Source organism: Vaccinium witches'-broom phytoplasma str. VAC, from assembly GCF_000309405.1.
In the GTDB taxonomy this organism is placed as follows: Bacteria; Bacillota_I; Bacilli_A; order Acholeplasmatales; family Acholeplasmataceae; genus Phytoplasma.
Map to the genome: position 1 here is coordinate 1 of NZ_AKIN01000064.1, position 1,442 is coordinate 1,442.

General features: G+C 26.1%; 1 protein-coding gene. It reads right to left on the reverse strand.

The window, feature by feature from the left end; translation table 11 throughout:
* Nucleotides 1-892: 892 nt before the first annotated feature.
* Nucleotides 893-1,442, reverse strand: a 550-nt coding sequence (locus RI68_RS01735; protein WP_017193537.1) for a DDE-type integrase/transposase/recombinase, incomplete at its 5' end; no start/stop codon positions are given.

Consider the following 1,442-nt stretch of genomic DNA (forward strand, 5'->3'; position numbering starts at 1 on the left):
AATTTAATTAATAAATGTTTTAATCTAAATAAATTACAAATCGAACAACCTTTTAAAAATAATTTAGATAAAAAAGTAAGATTTACTCATTTTAACAATTAGGCTCCAAAGATGCCTTATTTGCAGTAGTTTAACGAATTACAAAGTCTGATAATGACGTACTTCATATCCTTTGTTTGCTCAACGAAAGAATAGCAGATTATAGTAGAGGATAAAAGCGCGGGTTGAGGCAAAAAGTTTTTATCTAAGAAGATACCGCAAGAAGAAAAAATTCCAAGGAGAAGTCCTGCAATGGACCTAAACGCAAAAAGCAGAGTAAACTAAGCAACCAAAGTCGAAAGGAACTGAAATGACTTGATAAGATAGGACTAAATAGTTATATAATTGAACTATTTAGGCTATTTAGATTATCAGGGGAAAAAATCCCTTCATGGTTTCAATACCAACATCTTGACTCGCCTATCCAAACGCGGTATTTACCTATCTCAGGAACTAATCATTCCATGAGTTAATGTTAAGGTCATCGACCCTAAAAAAATCACGTAGTTAATAAGAGTGCACTGTTACGTTTTTTTAGACAACTTTTGTCTCTAAAATTATTCTTTAAGACTTAAAAATAATTAGATAATTTCATATCTTTTCAAACTAAGGAAATATTGTTTTTATTTAAAAAAGTGTATAAACTTTTTTTTGATAATTCTTTAGTTTCAAAAGATATTTTTTTTAAATATTTTACCTTACACTATATATTTAAGTAAAAAAAGTTAAAATTCCGTTAAGAAAATGAAATTATAATTATTTTTTTACGTAATTATGTTATTTTGGTCAAAAAAATGTGCAAAAAGGTAACCTCTTTTTCAAGGCTAAACATTAAAATAAATTAAAAAATAATTTATATAAGATTTTGACAATATTGAGAAGGAGATGAATAATTTAATTTAGCTAAAATCCATTGATTATTCCAAAAATTAGGGAAATAATTGATTATTTTTTTTACTTTTTTGGTTGATTTTTGAAATAAAAAAGGATGTTGATGTTGTAATATAGTTTTCATTTGGCCGAAAAAGTTTTCAATTACGGCGTTATCGCGTGGAGTTGCTTTTCTTGACATACTGATTAAAAAACCTTTTTTCGTTAAAGTTTGTTGGACTTTTTGTGATTGATAAACTGTTCCTTGGTCAGAATGAATAATACAAGGTTCTTTTAATGGAGGTAATTTTTTGATTGTATTTAAAACTAATTCTTTATTTTGATATTTTGAAGTGTGGGAAGCGATGATTTGGTTGTTAAAAGAATCAATAATACAAGAAAAATATAAAAATCCTTGTGGAGTTTTGAAATAAGTGATATCTGTAAAGAGTTTTTGTAAAGGGGCTATTGATATAAAATCTTGATTAATTAAATTATCTACTACTTTTAATTTAGCTTTTAAATTATTTTTA